General features: G+C 70.4%; 21 protein-coding genes, 1 tRNA gene and 1 pseudogene. 9 read left to right on the top strand and 14 right to left on the bottom strand.

The genetic code is table 11. The features are described from left to right. Positions 1-6: 6 nt before the first annotated feature. Positions 7-80 (top strand) — tRNA-Lys (locus tag ACWD4B_RS19075). 214 nt (positions 81-294) lie between these two features. On the opposite strand, the gene ACWD4B_RS19070 is transcribed toward ACWD4B_RS19075, so the two are convergent. The 8 genes from ACWD4B_RS19070 to ACWD4B_RS19035 form a co-directional block, all read right to left on the bottom strand. Continuing rightward, a complete protein-coding gene (locus tag ACWD4B_RS19070) occupies positions 295-648 on the bottom strand; it encodes a hypothetical protein (protein ID WP_451421817.1) in 354 nt (117 codons plus the stop codon). Between the two features lie 176 nt (positions 649-824). Beyond that, positions 825-1,049 carry a hypothetical protein gene (locus tag ACWD4B_RS19065; protein ID WP_451421816.1) on the bottom strand — a complete coding sequence of 75 codons (225 nt, stop codon included), beginning with the start codon at positions 1,047-1,049 and terminating at the stop codon, positions 825-827. A gap of 303 nt (positions 1,050-1,352) precedes the next feature. Then, positions 1,353-2,186 carry a helix-turn-helix domain-containing protein gene (locus ACWD4B_RS19060; protein ID WP_451421815.1) on the bottom strand — a complete coding sequence of 278 codons (834 nt, stop codon included), beginning with the start codon at positions 2,184-2,186 and terminating at the stop codon, positions 1,353-1,355. Then, complete coding sequence (locus tag ACWD4B_RS19055) at positions 2,176-2,697, bottom strand: DUF6879 family protein (RefSeq protein WP_451421814.1); 522 nt, start codon at positions 2,695-2,697, stop codon at positions 2,176-2,178. Before ACWD4B_RS19055 ends, ACWD4B_RS19060 begins: the two co-directional genes overlap by 11 nt. Beyond that, a complete protein-coding gene (locus ACWD4B_RS19050; RefSeq protein ID WP_451421813.1) occupies positions 2,681-2,890 on the bottom strand; it encodes a hypothetical protein in 210 nt (69 codons plus the stop codon). The genes ACWD4B_RS19055 and ACWD4B_RS19050 overlap by 17 nt, the downstream gene beginning before the upstream one ends. Positions 2,891-3,217: 327 nt before the next feature. Next, on the bottom strand, positions 3,218-3,532 hold the full coding sequence (locus tag ACWD4B_RS19045) for a hypothetical protein (protein WP_451421812.1): 315 nt from the start codon (positions 3,530-3,532) through the stop codon (positions 3,218-3,220). A gap of 560 nt (positions 3,533-4,092) precedes the next feature. Further along, entirely contained in the window at positions 4,093-4,536 is a 444-nt protein-coding gene (locus ACWD4B_RS19040; protein ID WP_451421811.1) for a DUF6228 family protein, read from the bottom strand. A 105-nt stretch (positions 4,537-4,641) separates the two neighbouring features. Further along, positions 4,642-5,193 carry a hypothetical protein gene (locus ACWD4B_RS19035; RefSeq protein ID WP_451421810.1) on the bottom strand — a complete coding sequence of 184 codons (552 nt, stop codon included), beginning with the start codon at positions 5,191-5,193 and terminating at the stop codon, positions 4,642-4,644. Positions 5,194-5,235: 42 nt separating this feature from the next. On the opposite strand from ACWD4B_RS19035, the pseudogene ACWD4B_RS19030 reads away from it, so the two are divergent. After that, a pseudogene (locus ACWD4B_RS19030) lies at positions 5,236-5,328 on the top strand (DNA mismatch repair protein MutT); the annotation flags it as partial. Positions 5,329-5,340: 12 nt separating this feature from the next. Here the strand turns inward: ACWD4B_RS19030 and msrA are convergent. Both msrA and ACWD4B_RS19020 read right to left on the bottom strand, forming a co-directional pair. Continuing rightward, complete coding sequence (gene msrA, locus ACWD4B_RS19025; RefSeq protein WP_451421809.1) at positions 5,341-6,000, bottom strand: peptide-methionine (S)-S-oxide reductase MsrA; 660 nt, start codon at positions 5,998-6,000, stop codon at positions 5,341-5,343. Between the two features lie 53 nt (positions 6,001-6,053). Continuing rightward, positions 6,054-7,142, bottom strand: coding sequence for a hypothetical protein (locus ACWD4B_RS19020; protein ID WP_451421808.1), 1,089 nt, complete (start codon positions 7,140-7,142; stop codon positions 6,054-6,056). Between the two features lie 150 nt (positions 7,143-7,292). Between ACWD4B_RS19020 and ACWD4B_RS19015 the strand changes: the two genes are divergently transcribed. After that, positions 7,293-8,438, top strand: a complete 1,146-nt coding sequence (locus tag ACWD4B_RS19015) for a cystathionine gamma-synthase (RefSeq protein ID WP_451421807.1) — start codon at positions 7,293-7,295, stop codon at positions 8,436-8,438. A gap of 290 nt (positions 8,439-8,728) precedes the next feature. Here the strand turns inward: ACWD4B_RS19015 and ACWD4B_RS19010 are convergent, their stop codons facing one another. Both ACWD4B_RS19010 and ACWD4B_RS19005 read right to left on the bottom strand, forming a co-directional pair. After that, entirely contained in the window at positions 8,729-9,184 is a 456-nt protein-coding gene (locus ACWD4B_RS19010; protein WP_451421806.1) for a sigma factor-like helix-turn-helix DNA-binding protein, read from the bottom strand. Positions 9,185-9,300: 116 nt separating this feature from the next. Further along, positions 9,301-9,798 (bottom strand): MarR family transcriptional regulator, encoded by a 498-nt coding sequence (locus ACWD4B_RS19005; RefSeq protein ID WP_336416228.1) that lies wholly within the window; start codon positions 9,796-9,798, stop codon positions 9,301-9,303. Positions 9,799-10,013: 215 nt separating this feature from the next. Between ACWD4B_RS19005 and ilvA the strand changes: the two genes are divergently transcribed. From ilvA to ACWD4B_RS18990, 3 genes are all read left to right on the top strand, one after another. Next, positions 10,014-11,264 (top strand): threonine ammonia-lyase, encoded by a 1,251-nt coding sequence (gene ilvA, locus ACWD4B_RS19000; RefSeq protein ID WP_451421805.1) that lies wholly within the window; start codon positions 10,014-10,016, stop codon positions 11,262-11,264. A 136-nt stretch (positions 11,265-11,400) separates the two neighbouring features. After that, positions 11,401-12,387, top strand: coding sequence for an ATP-binding cassette domain-containing protein (locus ACWD4B_RS18995; RefSeq protein WP_451421804.1), 987 nt, complete (start codon positions 11,401-11,403; stop codon positions 12,385-12,387). Further along, on the top strand, positions 12,384-13,244 hold the full coding sequence (locus tag ACWD4B_RS18990; protein WP_336416231.1) for an ABC transporter permease: 861 nt from the start codon (positions 12,384-12,386) through the stop codon (positions 13,242-13,244). Before ACWD4B_RS18995 ends, ACWD4B_RS18990 begins: the two co-directional genes overlap by 4 nt. Positions 13,245-13,453: 209 nt before the next feature. Here ACWD4B_RS18990 and greA read toward each other — a convergent pair whose 3' ends face one another. Further along, positions 13,454-13,951 (bottom strand): transcription elongation factor GreA, encoded by a 498-nt coding sequence (gene greA, locus ACWD4B_RS18985; RefSeq protein WP_451421803.1) that lies wholly within the window; start codon positions 13,949-13,951, stop codon positions 13,454-13,456. A 173-nt stretch (positions 13,952-14,124) separates the two neighbouring features. Then, the gene (locus tag ACWD4B_RS18980) at positions 14,125-14,535 is read right to left on the bottom strand and encodes a DUF4307 domain-containing protein (protein ID WP_451421802.1); all 411 of its coding nucleotides are present in this window, start codon (positions 14,533-14,535) and stop codon (positions 14,125-14,127) included. Between the two features lie 137 nt (positions 14,536-14,672). On the opposite strand from ACWD4B_RS18980, the gene mca reads away from it, so the two are divergent. The 3 genes from mca to ACWD4B_RS18965 all read left to right on the top strand — a co-directional run bounded on the left by mca (position 14,673) and on the right by ACWD4B_RS18965 (position 17,897). After that, the gene (gene mca, locus ACWD4B_RS18975; RefSeq protein WP_451421801.1) at positions 14,673-15,542 is read left to right on the top strand and encodes a mycothiol conjugate amidase Mca; all 870 of its coding nucleotides are present in this window, start codon (positions 14,673-14,675) and stop codon (positions 15,540-15,542) included. A gap of 7 nt (positions 15,543-15,549) precedes the next feature. After that, entirely contained in the window at positions 15,550-15,747 is a 198-nt protein-coding gene (locus ACWD4B_RS18970) for a hypothetical protein (protein WP_451421830.1), read from the top strand. Positions 15,748-15,860: 113 nt separating this feature from the next. After that, positions 15,861-17,897, top strand: coding sequence for a thioredoxin domain-containing protein (locus ACWD4B_RS18965; RefSeq protein ID WP_451421800.1), 2,037 nt, complete (start codon positions 15,861-15,863; stop codon positions 17,895-17,897). Positions 17,898-17,917: the final 20 nt, after the last annotated feature.

Genomic DNA, 17,917 nt, shown 5'->3' with positions numbered 1-17,917 from the left:
TCCGACGCGCCGCTAGCTCAGTTGGTTAGAGCAGCTGACTCTTAATCAGCGGGTCCGGGGTTCGAGTCCCTGGCGGCGCACAGTGAAGGGGCCCTTTGCCGGTAGGCGAGGGGCCCCTTTGTCTGTGGTTGGGGACGAGCTGCCGACCGTGGAGTTCGGCCCGGTGGCAGCACCCCGGCAAACTGCTGATCCCCAGGCTCGCCCGGCGCGCGAACCAGGCCATCGCGGTCCGGGATCAGGGCCGCAGTGATCACAGGCTTTGGACCGGGTCGTATTCCCAGTGCCAGGCGTCGCTCACCGCTGGAAGATCCCCAGCACTGCGTGTGCCTCGTCAAGGATGTGCCCGATTCCTGAAGCGGCCTGGCGGGCCTGAGCGGCATCGCCCGTGGTGGAAAGGTCTTCCAACTCCCTGAAGCGGGCGGCGATCTCGGGCTGGCGCTGGATGTGGACGTAGACCGACCACTGAGCGGTGAAGCGCTGGAGAGGGGCGATGTCGGAGCCCTGCCGGGACTGGTCCGCGGCCTGGTCCAGTTCCCGGGTGAAAGCGGGCAGGGCGGCTGGAGCGATCTGCCCGATGGCCTGTCGAAGTGCTGTCACTGTGGCAGCCGGCTGCGGGATGAGGGGCTGCCCGGCAGCGGAGGTTGTCATCGCTTCTCCCATGGGCGAGATTCTGATCCCCGTTTGCCGACTGGCTCTTCTGCCCGGTCTCCACCGGGCAGAAGACACATCGCCTCGATGCTGCAAGCTGCCGGGGTCCGGTCCGAGTCCCTGGCGGCGCACAGTAGGGGCCCTTTGCCGGTAGGCGAGGGGCCCCTTGCGTTGCATTACGGCTGCCGATGACGGCCGAGGGCGTCCGCTACGGTCGCCGCCGCGTCGGCCCGCAGCATCAGGGTCTCCACGTACACCTTCCCGTCATGGGTGACCACTGGGCGGACGGAGCCATGCGCCGACTCCGGAATGCCTGCCGCGGCCAGGGCAATCTTGAGCGCGGCCACGGTCCTGTCGGCGAGACCCCAGCACTCGCGCCACTTGTCAGGGGAGATCACCACGGGTGCTCCTTGGAATGCGCCGCGATCTCCACACTCCTGTCGGTCTCGGCCGAGTAGTCGCCGCGGCTACGCGCTTCGGTTCGCTGTCGGGCCAGGGCCTTGCACACGTCACAGTCCGCGGCCGGTGGCGGGGGGCTGGGCGGGAATGCCAGGTGAACGGGGCGTGCCATGGTCGTCGGTTGGTTGCTCATGAGTGGACCTCCACAGTTCTGGTCACGGCGCGCCCCTCCTGGCGCCGACAAGATTGGATGATCCACCGGCACAGCGGTAGATGCCAGAAATATTGGCGTTGTCGGGTAAAGCTCAGGAGCGGAATTGTCTTGCCCATGCCGTCAGTCGTTCCCTGGCCTGCTCGCCGAACACGGCGTAACCCTCGTACGTCGAGAACTCGTTCAGGTGGGCCGACACATCCCGATGGTCCCGGAAAACCATTGCACCCGTGGATGTCTCCACGGTTGCAATCCGGCTGTCGTACACGGTGAAAGTGTTCAACGGGGCAGTCGGCATGTGGCCTTCCAGCGGGATGACGCCGAGTCGGACGTTCGGCAGAAGGCTGATCGAGACGAGCCGGTCGATCTGCACAGCCATGACCGGAGCGGCAAGGTATGGCCACCTGACGGCTTGCTCGGTCAGAATGAATGTGAACCGTTTCGACATGTCATAGAGAACTGCCTGCCGCTCCAGCTTCTTTGTGATGGCCTTGCTGTGGTCGCCAGGGATGCCGGCAAGGCTTGCTCTCACGTATTCGGGGGTTGCCAACAAGCCGGTCACCATGGAGAGCAGGAAATAGCGGAAGTCTGTGGAGGACTTCTCGAACCCTGCCAGTTCGTTCTGTTTCTTTTCGAGCCCCGTCCGGCGCTGCGACCACACATCCTGCCACTCGGTGTTGGCTGTGCGGGCAAGGGCCGCCACCTCCGACACCAGCTTGGGCGGAGCGTCGAGCGCTCTCAGGATCAGCTCTACGTCGACGAGAGTGGGCGTGAGCTTTCCGCCCTCAATGTTGCTCACCTTCGTCTGAGACATATTGCAGCGCTGAGCGAGCCAGACCTGGGTGCGTCCGGCTCGCTTGCGAAGCGTCTTCAGTGTTTCTGCCAGGTCAGCCCTGGACTGACCCAGCTCCTCGGGTTCAAATGTCAAGGCCCTTCACGTACTCCTCGAAGGGCATTGACTCGGTGACGGCGATGCGCTGGTACTCGACGTAGGGGCCGACGTCTCCCTCGTACACTTCCCGGTCGGTCTGCGTTCCGTCCGGCTCGTAGTTCATGAGGACGACTTCCCTTTTGTCGAACATCCAGAAGTCCTGGACGTCGGCCAGCGGGTTGGGCCGATCGGTCACGTCCATGATTCGGATGTCCTCGCCGGCCCACACGTGAGGCCGGTAGTACATGAACTCGAAGCGGAGGTATTCCGAGAGCGGGCGCGTCACGATGTGCACGCGTCCCTTGCTCTTTCCCTCCCTGCGTACCCGCTTGAGGTCCTCGGTGTACTCGTTGGCGTACGAATGAGGGTCGATGCGTTCCCCAGCCAGGAACGCCCGGATCTGATCAGCTTCCTGTGGGACGTTGTACGCGGGCAGGGTTTCGAGCCGCCATGCCTCGGCCTGAAAGTCCCGGAACTTGGCCTGCCACGCTTCACCATCCAAGAGCACGGACAGCCTCCCTCAGTACGCGCTCGGGGATTTTCACCAGTGCCTCACCGACTGGAGGCCGGAATGCTTCGCACTGCTCGCCCTGGACGACGATCCGGCCGTCTGTCTCGTCCCGGTACACGTTGGGACAGTCGTTCTGATTGCACTCCCCGTTACCGCTGCCGGTGAGCCGGGTCAGTTCCTCCCGTGCCATGCCGAACCCCCTGGCCTATGCCCCTGGTTGGGCCAACTGGGCATGACCGTACGAGGTCGACCGCCGGTCGTCCATGCGGCATCGTCAATATTCGCGTTGTCGGGTAGATGATCACGGGCTGCCCGGATGGATGTTCGTCAGCCGGTCGGACAGCGGTTAGCGCCTGAGCCAGGCAGCCGTCCCCGCGGGCGCGGTCGGGGCTGCAGCACTATGCCGCAGCCCCGACTGGCATTTGACTGTGCACTGAAGGTTCAGACGACCTCGCAGTAGGCGGCGGAGACTTCTCCCACTGCCCTTCGGCGCATGCAGGTCCTGGACTTGCGCTCTCTACCGGTGTCGCTTGAGTTGCCGCGCTTGCCTTGGGCAGGTTCGGGCCTGCCGGATCAGCTCTGCCACCGCCCGGGCCAGTTCCGCCGGCCACACGAGCCGCACAACGCCCGTACCGTCCGACCGTGTCTGCGCCACGGCCTTCGCGCCCTCGGACTCAACCCCGGCGCTGCAAAGTGCTTCGTCCAACTCCGCAGCCGCATCCTTGGCATCCCGCCACCCGCCGACGTAGTCCACTCCGTGCACCCACAGCAGTGCGTCCGGGTCGAACTCCGCGCCTCCGATTTCGAACACCCCGTCCTCTGGCTCGAACATCCGTGTGCCACCCTCTCTATGTCATCGTCGACCTGGATGCGGAGGCGGTTGCCCTGGCGGAGGAACCCAGTCCAGACTGTCTGCTCCACGCCTGACAGAGTCGCGGTTGCACAGCACGTGGAATAAGGCCCAGCGGTATACCCACAGTGGGTAGCATCGCTCCGAGCAGGCTCATAGCGACGAATGGCCCAGGCCGCCGGACACGGAGCGTCCGCATGTCTCAGCCCTCACAACAACCAGGGCTGTGGACCAAGTTGCTGTCCAGCCCCGAGACGGGGGTCGCGTGCCGTGAGCGGGGCATCGGGCGAGTCTTCGCGCTGGCCAGGCGTGGAGGTGTGCACAAGAGCCTGACCCCCCTCGGGGCACGCCCGGCAACATCATGCCGCCCCACTCCGCCGCCGCGCCTGTGCTCCCGAGTGCAGATTCGGACAGGGGCGTGCTACCCCTCTCGCCGTCGGCCTCCAGCATCCCGGAGGCCAGGTCAGCGCGGAGCGAGCACGATCAAGGTCACGAGGCCGAAGATGCGAGAGGCCGACCAGTCCGTGCGCAACGTGTTCCGGCTACAGAACCGCGCTCGTAAGGAAGGCATGAATCTCGGCGGCGAGGTTCCGCATCTCCTCGCCGGCTGCGTGCACGGTAGTGGTCTCGAAGTGCCACTCCTCGGACGGGGGTCGGTCGTGAATACCCCACGTCAAGTGGACATAGCCGCCGGGCCGGTGCTCCGCAGAGAGGGTCACGTCGTGTTCGAGGGAGCGCCAGGTGCGCGCCCCCTCCCAGCCCCGGAAGTCCTCGGCCAGCGAAGAGAGGAATACGTCGAGGCCGTCGCCGTCCCAGGTCCGCACCAGGGTCTCGATGCTCACCCATTGCCCGCGCGCCTGCACGAGGAAGTCGAGCGTCGGATCGTCCCCGTACGGCCGCGTCGGTTCGGAGAACAGCAGGTGAACCGGTCGCGGTCCAGGTTCTCCCACCCGGACAACAAGGCTGCCGGAAGCGTCGTCGATCATGCGAACAGGCTAGAAGATCAAGTTGTGCGGCCGGCCTTCCGGCCTCGGGCAGGCCAGCAGTACCGCATACGGCTGCCGGCGCCGCGTGCCCCATTGTGAGGGCGTTCAGCGTTGCCAGAGGAACGCGGCCTTGCCGCAAGGGTGGCAACTGAAGACATAACCGCGTCCCCCTCCACCAAAGTTCGCGGAAGTGGCAAAGTCGTAGCCCTCTTCGAGCTCCGCCGTGAGCGTCATGGGGGCCGCGCAGTGGGGGCAATCCGGTGTCTCGTCGCCCTGGATCCAGTCAGGCGCACCGCCCAACCGTCCGAGGACCGGCTCCGCCGTAGGCGCGCCGGCGGGACGGCAACGCAGAGCAGTGACAGCGCCCAAGAGCGTCACGCCTTCATCAGGAACGGCAGCCGGGCTGAGTTCGCCCGTGAAGAGGTAGGCCCGGTTGGCACCGCCAGTAGCGTCCCAGTCATCGCACAGGCCGGGGTCGTTCTGGCAGAAGAACACCGCGACCACACCGATGCCGAGAGGCAGGTGGGCGAGGAACTGCATGGCGCCACCGCACTCGTGGCACCTCGGCCAGGCGAACCCCTCCGGAACGAGCGGGATCCCGCCGGTTCGCAGCACGGGCGCGTCAGCGGTAGCCACCCCGTCGTAGATCAGCAACATGGCCACAGCCTAGAACCGACTTGCGGGCCAGGAGCCCGCCACCCCGAGGAGATCCCGGCGCTTCCGATGCACCACACGCAGCAACTCCGCATCCGGCACTTCCTGGAGTGCCGGGAGCGCCCCTACCTGGGGTGACGGCTCCGGAGATCAATCCTCGACCGGCGCGATCCCCACCGGACAGGAAACCCCCGTCCCCCCGATCCCGCAGTACCCCGCCGGGTTCTTGTCCAAGTACTGCTGGTGATAAGGCTCCGCAGCGTAGAACGGCCCCGCCGCCCGGATCTCCGTCGTGATCGGGCCGAAGCCCGACGTCGTCAGGACGGACTGGTACGCGTCCCGCGACGCCTCCGCCGCAGCCTGCTGCTCCTCGTTGTGCGTGTAGACCGCCGAACGGTACTGCGTGCCACGGTCGTTGCCCTGGCGGAAGCCCTGGGTCGGGTCGTGGGACTCCCAGAACAGCTTCAGCAGGGCCTCGTACGTCGTCACCGCCGGGTCGTAGACGACGCGGACTGCCTCCGTGTGGCCTGTGCGGCCGCTGCAGACCTCCTCGTACGTCGGGTTCGGTGTGTGACCGCCCTGGTAGCCGACCAGCGTCGTCCACACCCCGGGCGCCTGCCAGAAGCGGCGCTCCGCGCCCCAGAAGCAGCCCAGGCCGAAGTCGGCCACGGCCAGGCCCTCGGGGTAGGGGGCGGCGAGGCGGGTGCCCAGCACCGTGTGGTGCTCGGGGAGCGGGAAACCGGGAGTCTCCCGGCCGGGGAGGGACTGGGCGGGGGTGGGGAGAACGGGCTCGCGGTGTCCGAACAGCATCACGGCTCCAGGGGGGTGCGGGCGGGCGTCACGACCTCACAACGTGCGAGCGGTCATCCGTAATTCCGGCCCGCCTGCCAGCCGGCCACCGCCATCGCCCGGAACGCCGTGTACGCCGCCACCGGATCCTGCTCGTACGTCCACGGCACCGCCCCGATGTGCCCGTCCACCGCACGCAGCTGTTCCACGGCCTCGCCGTAGCGCTCGGCGCGGACCAGGAACCACACCAGCAGGTGGCGTACGTGCGGCAGCACCGGGTGGTCGGACGGTGCGTGGTTCACCGCGTACTGCGCGCCCTCGATCGCCTCCCGGACCACCGCGCTCTGGAACAGGCTGCGCACCAGCCCGATGTCCTCCAAGTGGTCGTGCAGCGCGAACAGCGGCAGTGCCGGCAGCAGGCTGCCCTCCGGCGCGCCCGCCGCCGCGCGCCGGGCGAAGGCGTCGGCCTGGTCCTGCGAGCCGTGCCACTTCGCGCTCCAGTAGCGCAGGGCGGCCAGGTGGGCGCCCATGTGCTGCGGCGCCCGCGAGAGCACCGTCTCCCACACCGACTGGAACTCCGCCTCGCTCGCGCCCAGCCCGCGCGCGACGCCGAGCTCGACGATGTACGGGACCGGGTCGCCGGGGGCGAGCAGCGCGGCCTCCGCGCAGACCGTACGGGCCTCCTCCAGGATCATGCGGAAGTCCTGCGAGGAGGGGTCGCGCAGCGCCTGCTGCACCAGGAACTCGGCCTGCACGGCCGCCCCGCCCGGGTCCTTGGGGGCCACCACCCGCCAGTGGCGCAGCCACATGCCGCCCGTGCCGGGGGCCTCCGCCAGCTCGCGCACGGCCGCGCCGGCCAGGGTCTGCACCCGCTGCCAGCGCAGCTCGGCGGACCCGTCCGCGGGTGTACGGGCCAGCAGCTCGGCGGCCGGCTTCCAGTCCTGGGTGCGCCGGGCCTCCTCGACGGCGGCCAGCAGCTCCGGGTCGGGGCCGGGCAGGCGCACGTCCAACTGCCCGGGCGGCAGGAATCCCTGCCCGCCCACCGGGTCCGCCGCCGTCCCGGCGCCCTGCATCACCCCCTGCGCCAGGCGCCTGCGGCGCAGCATGGGGACCACCACCCAGCACACGAGGACGAGGGCGGTCAGGAGGAACAGCAACTCCATGGTTCGGGCTTCCTGGGATGGGGACGGATGGGGACGGACCAGCGTGGACACGGGCCTGTACATGGACAACGTCCCGGCCCGGCGGATCGTTCATGCGCCGGTTACAAGTGAACAGGGTGTTTCCCCCAACGGGGTACTACCCTCGGGCCAATGAGCGACCAGCAAGCTTTCGAGACCCTGGCCATCCACGCCGGGCAGGAGCCCGACCCGCTGACCGGGGCAGTCGTACCGCCCATCTACCAAGTGTCCACCTACAAGCAGGACGGCGTCGGCGGCCTGCGCGGCGGCTACGAGTACAGCCGCAGCGCCAACCCCACCCGCACCGCCCTGGAGGAGAACCTGGCGGCGCTGGAGGGCGGCGCCCGCGGTCTCGCCTTCGCGTCCGGTCTGGCTGCCGAGGACTGCCTGCTGCGCACGCTCCTCGCCCCCGGCGACCACGTGGTGATCCCGAACGACGCCTACGGCGGCACCTTCCGGCTGTTCGCCAAGGTCGTCGGGCGCTGGGGCGTGGAGTGGTCGGTCGCCGACACCTCCGACCCGGCCTCGGTGAAGGCGGCGCTGCGGCCCACCACCAAGGTGGTCTGGGTGGAGACCCCCTCCAACCCGCTGCTCGGCATCACCGACATCGCCCTCGTCGCGGGCATCGCGCACGAGGCCGGCGCCAAGCTGGTGGTCGACAACACCTTCGCCAGCCCCTACCTGCAGCAGCCGCTGTCGCTGGGCGCGGACGTGGTGGTCCACTCGACGACCAAGTACATGGGCGGTCACTCGGACGTCGTCGGCGGCGCGCTCGTCACCGCCGACGCCGCCCTCGCCGAGGAGCTGGCCTACCACCAGAACGCGATGGGCGCCGTGGCCGGCCCGTTCGACTCCTGGCTGACACTGCGCGGCATCAAGACGCTCGCGGTCCGCATGGACCGGCACAGCGCCAACGCCGAGCGGGTCGCGGAGCTGCTGGTGTCGCACCCCAAGGTCACGCAGGTCTACTACCCGGGCCTGCCCGAGCACCCGCTGCACGAGGTCGCGGCCAAGCAGATGCGCGCCTTCGGCGGCATGGTGTCGTTCCGCGTCGCGGGCGGCGAGGAGGCGGCGGTCGAGGTCTGCAACCGCGCGCAGCTGTTCACGCTCGGTGAGTCCCTGGGCGGCGTGGAGTCGCTGATCGAGCACCCGGGCCGGATGACGCACGCCTCCGTCGCCGGTTCCGCGCTGGAGGTCCCGGCCGACCTGGTGCGTCTGTCGGTCGGCATCGAGTCGGTGGACGACCTGATCGCGGACGTCACCCAGGCCCTGGGCTGAGCCGGCGACCGACGCTGTTTGCGGGGCCGGAAATCGCCGGTCCCGCAGCGAAGAAAGCGGCGGAACCGTGTCTTCCGGTCGGGCCGCCCACGGGTGCACGACCGCGGCCCAGACGCAGAAGACCACGACGGCCGCCAGCAGCAGCGTCCACGCCACCGCCCGGACGGCCCGCCGCCTGCGCAGCAGCCGGCGGCCGCGCTCGGCGGCCAGCCCGGCCAGCTCGGCCGGGACGGGCGGGTGCGGGAGGTCCAGCATCCGCCGGACCTCGTCCTCCTTGCGGTCGTAGCCGCTCACGGCACGGGCCCCGCGGGCCTGCTGCGCAGGGCGGCCACCGCGCGCGTGCACAGCACGCGCACCCGCTCCACGGGCAGTCCCAGGCCGGCCGCGGCCTGTTCCTCGGCCACGCCCTCGTAGAGCCGCAGGACCACCACCAGGCGCTCCCTCGGCGGGAGCCGCTCCAGCATGCCCCCGCGCGGGTGCCGGTAGCGCCGGGCGGAGTGCGCGAAGCGGGCCGTGAGCTCGCGGCGGGTGTGCTCGTACGGATCGCCGTCGCCGATCCGGTCCCAGTCGGCGTAGGTACGGGCCAGGGCGGCCGTCAGCAGGCGCTCGGCGGAGCCGTCGCCCCCGTGCGGGTCCTCGGCGGTCAGCAGCCGGGCGGCGTGCAGGAGCCGCCCGCCCGCGCCCCCGACGAACGCCTCGAACTCCCGGGCGCGGCGGCGCTCCCGGGCCGCCTGCCGCTCTCGCACGCCCCGCCTCCGTCACACCCCGGTGGCTTCCGGGGGTTCCAGCAGACGGCAGCGGGGGCGGCCGGTCAAGAGCCCGGTCACGAGTGACCGCAGCAGTCCGCTCGGTCCGCCCGGGACTACGCGGGCGAGCCCGGCGGCAGGGCCGTGTGGATCTCCGAGAGCGCGGAGTTGAAGCGGGTGAGCAGGGAGCAGAAGGTGTCGCGCTCGTCCTCGGTCCAGCCCTCGGTGCACAGCGCCATCAGCTCGCGCCGGGAGGTGCGCACCTCCTCCAGGCGGGCCTTGCCGCGGGGCGAGAGCTGCAGGACGACGGCGCGGCCGTCCTCGGGGTGCGAGGTGCGCTTGACCAGGCCGGTGTCGACCAGCGGCGCCACCTGGCGGGTGACGGTCGAGGAGTCGATTCCCATGCCCGCGGCGAGCGCCTTGACGCCCATCGGGCCTTCCTGGTCGAGGCGGTTGAGCAGCAGATACGCGGCGCGGTCCATCGTGTTGTGGACCCGGCCGACGCCGCCGAGGCGGGTCTGCTCTGCGCGGCGTGCGAAGACGGCCACCTGGTGCTGGAGGGCGTCGAGGACACCGGGGGCGAGTTGGGTCGTCACGTCCGGAGGGATGGGCATGGCCTGGGGCTCACTTCGTGCGGCGGGCGGAGGGGACGGCAGAGGCTCTGCAGAGCTGTAGGACAGATAGCGGGACCAGCTGGTTGCTCGCGAATGGGGGACAGAGTACGCGGCCTTTCCCGCGCTCGTACCGGTGCTGCACAAACCGGACGGTAGGCCCGGTTCCGGTCGGCCTCGGAAAGCCGGTGACGTGCGCGTACTGCGAGACTGGCGGTATGGCCCGACGAGTTGGCGGCGCGGGCGGAACGCCTGCCTCCGGCACGTTCCCGGTCACGCTCGGCGACGTGCGCGCCGCGCAGCGGATGCTGGCCGGGGTCTGCCGGACCACGGCCCTCGCGGCCGGCCGTCACCTCTCCGTGCTGGCCGGCACCCCGGTGCTGCTCAAGTGCGAGAACCTGCAGCACACCGGCTCGTTCAAGCTGCGCGGCGCCTACGTGCGCATCGCCCGCCTGGCGCCGGAGGAGCGCGCGGCGGGGGTCGTCGCGGCCAGTGCCGGCAACCACGCCCAGGGGGTCGCCTTCGCCGCCGCACTGCTGGGCGTGCGGTCCACGGTCTTCATGCCGGAGGACACGTCGCTGCCGAAGATCGCCGCGGCCCGCGGCTACGGGGCCGAAGTCCGGCTGCACGGGCAGGTGTTGGACGATGCGCTGCAGGCGGCCCGGGCGTATGCGGGGGAGACGGGGGCGGCCTTCGTCCACCCCTTCGACCATCCGGACGTCATCGCCGGGCAGGGCACGGTGGGCCTGGAGATCCTGGAGCAGTGCCCCGAGGTGGGCACCGTCGTCGTGGGCATGGGCGGCGGCGGTCTGGCGGCCGGAATCGCCGTGGCGGTCAAGGCGTTGCGGCCGGACGTGCGGATCGTGGGCGTCCAGGCGGCGGGTGCCGCCGCCTATCCGCTGTCGCTGGCCGCGGGCCGCCCGGTGGCGGTGCGGACGCCGGTGACGATGGCGGACGGCATCAGGGTCGGGCGGCCCGGGGACGTGCCGTTCCGGATCGTCGCGCGGCTGGTGGACGAGGTGCGGACGGTCTCCGAGGACGAACTGGCCGCGGCGCTGCTGCTGTGCCTGGAGCGGTCGAAGATGGTGGTCGAGCCGGCCGGGGCGAGCCCGGTGGCGGCGCTGCTGTCGGCGCCCCGGTCGTTCAACGGGCCGGTGGTGGCGGTGCTTTCGGGCGGCAACGTGGATCCGCTGCTGCTGCAGGCCGTGCTCCGGCACGGCATGGCCGTCGCGGGCCGGTACCTGTCCCTGCGGGTGCGGCTGACGGACCGTCCGGGCGCGCTGGCGGCCCTGCTGGAGGTGCTGTCCGCGGCCGGCGCCAACGTCCTCGACATCGGCCACGTCCGCACCGATCCGCGGCTCAGGCTCGGCGAGGCGGAGGTGGAGCTGCACCTGGAGACGGAGGGGCGGGAGCACTGCGCCGGGGTGGAGGCGGCCCTGCGCGACGCGGGGTATGCGGTGCTGCACTGAGTGTGTCGGAGTCGTGTGCCGGACGGTGTCCAGTGATGCCCGGATTCCGGGCAATGACCGGAGTGATGCCTTCATGGGGCGAAATGCGCTGAGTGAACGTAAAATCAACTACGTCACCTCAACGGGGAGAAGCTCCATGCAAGGTGCGATATACGCCGAAGGTCTGGTCAAGACCTTCGGCGACGTCAGGGCTCTGGACGGTGTCGACCTGGACGTACCGGAAGGGACCGTCCTCGGACTGCTCGGCCCCAACGGCGCCGGCAAGACCACCACGGTGCGCGTCCTCACCACCCTCATCAAACCCGACAGCGGCTCGGCCGTCGTGGCCGGCATCGACGTCTTGAAGAAACCCAACGAAGTCCGCCACGCCATCGGCCTGTCCGGCCAATTCGCCGCCGTCGACGAATATCTGACGGGCCGTGAGAACCTCCGGATGGTCGGCAGGCTCTACCAGATGGGCGCGCGCGACGCCAAGTCGCGGGCGGCGGAGCTGCTCGAACGCTTCAACCTCGCCGACGCCGCCGACCGCCCCGCCAAGACCTACTCCGGCGGCATGCGCCGCCGCCTCGACCTCGCGGCCGCCCTGGTCGTCAGCCCGCCCGTGATGTTCATGGACGAGCCCACCACCGGACTCGACCCGCGCAACCGGCAGCAACTGTGGGAGGTCATCGAGGAGTTGGTGGCCGGCGGCACGACCCTGCTGCTCACCACCCAGTACCTGGAGGAGGCCGACCGCCTCGCCCACGACATCGCCGTCGTCGACCACGGGCGTGTCATCGCCCGCGGCACCTCCGACCAGCTCAAGGCGCGCACAGGAGGGGAGCGCGTCGAGGTCGTCGTGCACGAGCGCGAGCACATCCCCGTCACCGAACAGGTGCTGCACGCCTTCGGCAAGGGCGCGACCGCCGTCGAGGAGCACACCCGCAAGGTCACCGTCCCCGTCTCCGGCGGGGCCAAGCTCCTCGCCGAGGTGATCCGCGAACTCGACGGCCGCGGCATCGAGATCGACGACATCGCCCTGCGCCGCCCCACCCTGGACGACGTCTTCATCTCCCTCACCGGGCACACGGCCGAGGCGGCGCAGGAACGCGGGGACCGCGAGCAGGAAGGGACCGCACCATGAGCGCCACCGGCGAGATCGTCTCCAGGAAGGCGGTGCCCAGGGCGCGCGGCGGCGTCACCCAGTCCGTGCACGACTCCCTGGTCGTCGCCCAGCGCAACCTGATCCGGATGGTGCGCATCCCCGAGGTCGTCGTCTTCGGACTCGTCCAACCGATCATGTTCGTCGTGCTGTTCAGCTACGTCTTCGGCGGCTCGATCGCCGTCGGCGGCAGCACCGACCCGGCCACCTACCGGCAGTTCCTGATGGCGGGCATCTTCGCCCAGACCGTCACCTTTGCCACGGCGGGCGCGGGCGCGGGGATCGCCGACGACATGCACAAGGGCCTCATCGACCGCTTCCGCTCGCTGCCCATGGCCCGGGGCGCGGTGCTCACCGGCCGCACCCTCGCCGACCTGGTGCAGACCGCACTGACGCTGGTGGTGCTGGCGATCGTCGCCGTGATCGTCGGCTGGCGCATCCACCACGGTGTCCTGGAGGCGCTCGGCGGCTTCGCCCTGCTGCTCCTGCTCGGCTACGCCTTCTCGTGGATCGGCGCACTGATCGGGCTGTCGGTACGCACCCCGGAGGCGGCGACCTCGGGCGGGCTCATCTGGCTCTTCCCGCTCACCTTCATCTCCAACGCCTTCGTCCCCTCCGACAACATGCCGGTGGTGCTGCGCACCATCGCCGAGTGGAATCCGTTCAGCGCCACCGTGCAGGCGGCGCGGGAGCTCTTCGGCAACCTCCCGCACGGCTACCCGGTGCCCGCGGCCTGGCCGATGCAGCACCCGGTGTGGGCGTCGCTGCTCTGGTCCGTCCTGATCATCGCCGTCTTCCGCGGCCTGTCGGTGCGCAAGTACCGCTCGGCGACGGCCTAGCGCCCTGTAGGGGCGCGGGGAACTGCGCGACCGGCCACGACGCGCCCGCAGCCGAAGCTCCCGGGGCTTCGCCCCGGATCCCTGGGTGGTGCGTCGGCTGCAGGCCGTCGGTGGCCGGTCGCGCAGTTCCCCGCGCCCCTTACGGGGCACGCAAGAGCCCCGGACCGGTTGCGACCGGTCCGGGGCTCCACAGGGGTGGGGGGAGGGGCTCAGCCCTGGTACGGCTTGGCGTCCAGGATGCGCACCATGGCCTTGCGGCCGTTCGGCAGCTCGTACTGGGCGTCCTCGCCGACCTTCTTGCCGTTCACGCCCGAGCCCAGCGGGGACTGCGGGGAGTACGTCTCGATGTCCGAGCTCGCGTATTCGCGGGAGGCCATCAGGAACGTCAGCGTGTCGTCCGGGTCGCCGTCGAAGGCGATGGTCACGACCATGCCGGGCGCCACGGCGCCGTCGGTGGCCGGGGCCTCGCCGACCTTCGCCGCCTCCAGCAGCTGGGTCAGCTGGCGCACGCGGAGCTCCTGCTTGCCCTGCTCCTCCTTGGCCGCGTGGTAACCGCCGTTCTCGCGCAGGTCACCCTCCTCGCGGGCCGCCGCGATCTTCGCCGCGATCTCGGTGCGAGCGGGACCAGACAGGTACTCCAGCTCAGCCTTGAGCTGGTCGTACGCCTCCTGAGTCAGCCAGGTGACGTTGTCGCTGGTCTGGGTCACAGGTGCTCCTCGTCGGTACTGGGAATGCTGGGATACAGCCGGGGATACAAATGAACGCCCTACTCAGAAGGGTGCACCTTCAAAGGCGGGCGAAACCACGAGCCTAACAACTCCGCCCGTCAAGGGGGAAGAAGTAACCGGGAGGAAACGCGCAAGAAGCGCGTCAGGGCTGGTCAGCGGCCGGTTACCTGGCGACACCCCTCAAGCTCCGTGGCGGAGGCCCGCCGCGTGGTGCGGAGCGTGACCGGCTCCGTGAAGTGGGTCTCGCGACGGTCGAGGGTGATGTCCTTGCGCGCCACCTCGGTGCCGTCCTCGCCCAGCGAGCGCACCGTGCAGACGCCGGTGGCGTCCTTCTCCTTGCGGATCTCCAGCACCGCCTGCACGGACGAGTCGGAGACCGTCTGCGAACGGATCAGCTGACCGCTGACATCCGTCGTGGTGATGTAGTGCACACCGGCCCAGCCGACGAAGCCCAGCAGCGCGGCACCCAGCACCGCGCCGGCGATCTTCAGCTTGCGGTCGGCACGTTCGTCCGCCGAGCGGCCGTAGCGGCCCTCGGGCAGCGCTGCACCGTCCGCAGCCATGATCGTTCCTCCTGACGGGAAGTGCGGGACCGGGGGCGACCCCCTCCGGATTCCGGTTGTGGAACACGGAATGAATCGCGCCCTCCTTCGGTCACTATAGGAGGCGTCTTAAGAGACCAGTGACTGAGGATCGAGCCTTGACCGAGCAGCTGCGAATGATGGCCGTTCACGCCCACCCCGACGACGAGTCGAGCAAGGGCGCGGCCACGATGGCCAAGTACGTGTCCGAGGGGGTGGACGTGCTGGTCGCCACCTGCACAGGTGGTGAGCGTGGCTCCATCCTCAACCCCAAGCTCCAGGGCGACCCCTACATCGAGGAGCACATCCACGAGGTCCGGGCCAAGGAGATGGCCGAGGCCCGCGACATCCTCGGCGTCAAGCAGGAGTGGCTCGGCTTCGTCGACTCCGGCCTGCCCGAGGGCGACCCGCTGCCGCCGCTGCCGGAGGGCTGCTTCGCCCTGCAGGACGTGGAGGAGGCGGCCGGCCGACTGGTCGAGCTGATCCGCGAGTTCCGCCCGCACGTGATCACCACGTACGACGAGAACGGCGGTTACCCGCACCCCGACCACATCATGACCCACAAGATCTCGATGGTGGCCTTCGAGGCCGCGGGCGACCCCGAGCGCTACCCGGAGGCCGGCGAGCCCTGGCAGCCGCAGAAGCTCTACTACAACCAGGGCTTCAACCGCCCCCGCACCCAGGCCCTGCACGACGCCCTGATCGAGCGCGGCATGGAGTCCCCCTACGCGGAGTGGCTGGAGCGCTGGGAGCAGATGGGCCGCGAGCGGACCCTGACCACCTTCGTGCCCTGCGGCGACTTCTTCGAGATCCGCGACAAGGCGCTGATCGCGCACGCCACGCAGATCGACCCCGACGGCGGCTGGTTCCGCGTTCCGCTGGACCTCCAGCGGGAGGTCTGGCCCACCGAGGAGTACGAGCTGGCGAAGTCGCTCGTCGACACGTCCCTCCCCGAGGACGACCTCTTCGCGGGCATCCGCAACAATTGAGCCCATGATGAGCAACCTGGTGCCGCTCGCCGCCGACCTCGACCAGAACAAGGTCACGCCCGGCGTTCTCGGCTTCATTGTCTTCGCCCTCATCGGCGGTGCCGTGTGGCTGCTGATGAAGTCCATGAACAAGCACATGAAGCGGGTCGACTTCGCGGAGGATTCGGAGGCAGGCGGTCAGGCGGCCGACAAGGGTGCGGCCTGATCCTCCGGGTGCGGGCCGTCTTCGGCTGAGCGAGCAGTTCATCGCGCCCCTGACGGGGCGCGGTGGCGCAGCGGGTCGCTTGCGGACCCCGTCCCGTGCGCCAGGATGGACCCATGTCCAACCGCCTGGCGCACGAGACGTCCCCCTACCTCCTCCAGCACGCCGACAACCCGGTCGACTGGTGGCCCTGGTCCCCCGAGGCCTTCGCCGAGGCCCGGCGGCGGGATGTGCCCGTGCTGCTGAGCGTGGGGTACTCGAGCTGCCACTGGTGCCACGTCATGGCCCACGAGTCCTTCGAGGACCCCGCGATCGCCGCGCTGATCGACGAGCACTTCGTCGCGGTCAAGGTCGACCGCGAGGAGCGGCCCGACGTCGACGCCGTCTACATGGAGGCCGTCCAGGCCGCCACGGGACAGGGCGGCTGGCCGATGACCGTCTTCCTCACGCCCGAGGCCGAGCCCTTCTACTTCGGCACCTACTTCCCGCCGGCCCCGCGCCACGGCATGCCCGGCTTCCCGCAGGTGCTGGAGGGCGTGCGGGCCGCGTGGAGCGACCGGCGCGACGAGGTGGGCGAGGTCGCGCAGCGCATCGTGCGCGACCTGTCCGGGCGCACCCTCTCCGTCGACACCTCCCGCGCACCCGGCGAGGAGGAGACGCACGCCGCGCTGATGGGTCTGACCCGCGACTTCGACGCGGTCAACGGCGGCTTCGGCGGGGCACCCAAGTTCCCGCCGTCCATGACACTGGAGTTCCTGCTGCGCCACCACGCCCGCACGGGCTCGGCGGCCGCCCTGGAGATGGTGCAGGCCACCTGCGAGGCCATGGCGCGCGGCGGGATCTACGACCAGCTCGGCGGCGGCTTCGCCCGCTACGCGGTGGACGCGACCTGGACGGTGCCGCACTTCGAGAAGATGCTCTACGACAACGCCCTGCTGTGCCGTGTCTACGCGCACCTGTGGCGCGCCACCGGATCCGGCCTGGCCCGGCGCATCGCCCTGGAGACCGCGGACTTCATGATCCGTGAACTGCGCACCGTCCAGGGCGGGTTCGCCTCCGCGCTCGACGCCGACAGTGACGACGGGACGGGCCGGCACGTCGAGGGCGCGTACTACGTGTGGACGCCGGAGCAGCTGCGCGCGGTGCTGGGCGAGCAGGACGCGGCCCTGGCGGCCGTCCACTTCGGCGTCACGGAGGAGGGCACCTTCGAGGAGGGCGCCTCCGTGCTCCAACTCCCCGACTCCGAGGAGCTTCTCGACGCCGCACGGCTCGCCTCCGTGCGGGAGCGGCTGCTGGCCGCGCGCGAGGCGCGGCCGCGCCCGGGCCGGGACGACAAGGTGGTGGCCGCCTGGAACGGCCTGGCCGTCGCCGCCCTCGCCGAGTGCGGCGCGTACTTCGACCGCCCCGACCTGGTCCAGGCCGCCACGGACGCCGCCGACCTGCTCGTCCGCACGCACATGGACTGGCAGGCCCGGCTCTTCCGCACCTCGCTGGACGGCGTCGCGGGCGGCCACGCCGGTGTCCTGGAGGACTACGCGGACGTCGCCGAGGGCTTCCTCGCCCTGTCCGCCGTGACCGGCGAGGGCGTCTGGGTCGACTTCGCGGGCCTGCTCCTGGACACCGTCCTGGTCCGCTTCACCGCGGAGGACGGCACGCTCTACGACACCGCCGACGACGCCGAGGCACTGATCCGCCGCCCGCAGGACCCCACCGACAACGCGGTGCCGTCCGGCTGGACGGCTGCGGCCGGGGCGCTCCTGTCCTACGCCGCGTACACGGGCAGCGCACCGCACCGCGAGGCGGCCGAGAAGGCCCTGGGCGTCGTCCGGAGCCTCGCCCCGCGGGCGCCGCGGTTCATCGGCTGGGGTCTGACGGTGACGGAGGCCCTGCTGGACGGTCCCCGCGAGGTGGCGGTCGTGGGCCCCGGCGACCACCCCGGCACGCGGGAACTCCACCGCACGGCCCTGCTCTCCCCGGCCCCGGGCGCGGTGGTGGCCCTCGGCGAACCGGGCGCGGCGCCCGTGGAGGTACCGCTCCTGGAAGGCCGGGACCTGCTGGACGGGCGGCCGGCCGCGTACGTGTGCCGGCACTTCACGTGCGACGCGCCGACGGCTGACGCGAAGCTCCTTGCGGAGCAGCTGGGCGCCCCGTAGGGGGCGCGGGGAACTGCGCG

The organism is Streptomyces sp. NPDC002536 (assembly GCF_053594995.1).
This window is presented reverse-complemented; position numbering and strand designations above follow the sequence as displayed.

Excerpts from the sequence above, each read along its gene's own strand:
- ACWD4B_RS19070 (WP_451421817.1), bottom strand. The coding sequence starts at position 648 with ATGACAACCTCCGCTGCCGGGCAGCCCCTCATCCCGCAGCCGGCTGCC.
- ACWD4B_RS19050 (WP_451421813.1), bottom strand. The coding sequence starts at position 2,890 with ATGGCACGGGAGGAACTGACCCGGCTCACCGGCAGCGGTAACGGGGAG.
- ACWD4B_RS19045 (WP_451421812.1), bottom strand. The coding sequence starts at position 3,532 with ATGTTCGAGCCAGAGGACGGGGTGTTCGAAATCGGAGGCGCGGAGTTC.
- ACWD4B_RS19040 (WP_451421811.1), bottom strand. The coding sequence starts at position 4,536 with ATGATCGACGACGCTTCCGGCAGCCTTGTTGTCCGGGTGGGAGAACCT.
- ACWD4B_RS19035 (WP_451421810.1), bottom strand. The coding sequence starts at position 5,193 with ATGTTGCTGATCTACGACGGGGTGGCTACCGCTGACGCGCCCGTGCTG.
- msrA (WP_451421809.1), bottom strand. The coding sequence starts at position 6,000 with ATGCTGTTCGGACACCGCGAGCCCGTTCTCCCCACCCCCGCCCAGTCC.
- ACWD4B_RS19020 (WP_451421808.1), bottom strand. The coding sequence starts at position 7,142 with ATGGAGTTGCTGTTCCTCCTGACCGCCCTCGTCCTCGTGTGCTGGGTG.
- ACWD4B_RS19015 (WP_451421807.1), top strand. The coding sequence starts at position 7,293 with ATGAGCGACCAGCAAGCTTTCGAGACCCTGGCCATCCACGCCGGGCAG.
- ACWD4B_RS19005 (WP_336416228.1), bottom strand. The coding sequence starts at position 9,798 with ATGCCCATCCCTCCGGACGTGACGACCCAACTCGCCCCCGGTGTCCTC.
- ilvA (WP_451421805.1), top strand. The coding sequence starts at position 10,014 with ATGGCCCGACGAGTTGGCGGCGCGGGCGGAACGCCTGCCTCCGGCACG.
- ACWD4B_RS18995 (WP_451421804.1), top strand. The coding sequence starts at position 11,401 with ATGCAAGGTGCGATATACGCCGAAGGTCTGGTCAAGACCTTCGGCGAC.
- ACWD4B_RS18990 (WP_336416231.1), top strand. The coding sequence starts at position 12,384 with ATGAGCGCCACCGGCGAGATCGTCTCCAGGAAGGCGGTGCCCAGGGCG.
- ACWD4B_RS18980 (WP_451421802.1), bottom strand. The coding sequence starts at position 14,535 with ATGGCTGCGGACGGTGCAGCGCTGCCCGAGGGCCGCTACGGCCGCTCG.
- ACWD4B_RS18970 (WP_451421830.1), top strand. The coding sequence starts at position 15,550 with ATGAGCAACCTGGTGCCGCTCGCCGCCGACCTCGACCAGAACAAGGTC.
- ACWD4B_RS18965 (WP_451421800.1), top strand. The coding sequence starts at position 15,861 with ATGTCCAACCGCCTGGCGCACGAGACGTCCCCCTACCTCCTCCAGCAC.